The organism is Streptomyces nanshensis, assembly GCF_001751255.1.
Lineage (GTDB): Bacteria > Actinomycetota > Actinomycetes > Streptomycetales > Streptomycetaceae > Streptomyces > Streptomyces nanshensis_A.
Genome location: NZ_LJGW01000547.1, coordinates 1 through 1,261, shown reverse-complemented (window position 1 = coordinate 1,261; position 1,261 = coordinate 1). Strand labels below are relative to the sequence as shown.

Sequence of the window (1,261 nt, the reverse complement as noted above, 5' to 3'; positions counted from 1 at the left end):
CGCCTCGGTCGCGCTCCGCCCGTGCGCCCCCGGGCCCGGCCCGAGGTGCGCGGTGCGGGGGCCCGGATGACGCTGGATCCATGTTGACGCTGGGCCGCCTGACAGCCGGTGCGCCGCCGCTGCTGCGGTGGGCCAGCACGGGTGACGCGCCCGACGACCCCGGCCGGGTGGTGGAGCGGATCACTCGCTGCGGGCCCGACGGCCCGCCGGTCGGCGAACGTACCGAGCATGTGCTGTTCGTGACCCCGGCGGGCAGCGACCTGGGGTGGGTGCGGCTGCGCGCGGAGAACGCCGCCGGGGTGGTCGTCTGCCGCGAGACCGGCACCGGGACCCGGACGGAGACCGGGACGGGAACAGGGCCCGCACCCGGAGCCCTCGGCGAACTCGGCGAGGCACCGGACTGCGGCCTCGTCCCCGTCCTCACCCCGCTGATCCCCGGCGGCCCGGTCCGTGTCACCGAGGCGCTGATGGGCGCGCAGGTCGCGGCCTTGCAGGAGCGGGTGCGGCAGGTCGAGACGTACTCGAACCTGGCGGCGCACGCCATGGCCGAGGGCGGCGGACCCGGCGGCGTACTGGAGTGGATCGCCCGCGAGGCCGACGCACGCGTGCAGATCGTCGACGGCCACCGCGAACAGGACTGGCCCTCCGAGGTGTCCCGGCAGACGGCCCTGCTGCGCGATCTCGTACGCGGCCGGGAGAGCGGCCCCGTACGCACCGTCGGGCAGGGCCGGTACGTCGAGGTGTGGCCGGTGGGCGTCGGTCCGCCGCACCGGCTGCTGATCGCCTCCCGCGACGAACCCTGGGGCGGGCGCGGCCGGTTCGGGCTCGAACAGGTGGCGGTGATGGTGGCCGGGCTGCTGCGCGAGGAGGACGTCACCGAGCGCGAGAGACGCCTTCACGCGGCTGTGCACGCGGCACGGACCTCGGCGTTCCAGTACCTGATGGTGGGCGATGTGACCTCCGCGGGCCGGGCCGTCGAACCGCTCGCGCCCGGTCTGATGGCGGCGGGCGTGGTCCAGTTCGCGGTCGTGGAGCAGGCACCCGGGGAGGACCGGGCGGACGTCGCGGCCGAGGTCGAGGACGCCCTCCAGTGGGCCCGTTCCCTGGTCGTGCGCTGCCCCGTGGACGAGACCCAGCTCATCGTCGTCTGGGACGGCGCACAGGCACCGGTGCAGACCGTGCTGGAACCGGTCGCCGAGGCCGACCCCGACCGCGCCGTGGGCGTCAGCGGACGCGGACCGCTGGAGCACGCCGCCCGCCT

At 76.0% G+C, this 1,261-nt stretch carries 1 protein-coding gene; it reads left to right on the top strand.

The window, feature by feature from the left end:
• Positions 1-80: 80 nt before the first annotated feature.
• On the top strand, positions 81-1,261 hold a 1,181-nt coding region (locus AN218_RS37225; protein WP_171908844.1), incomplete at its 3' end, for a hypothetical protein.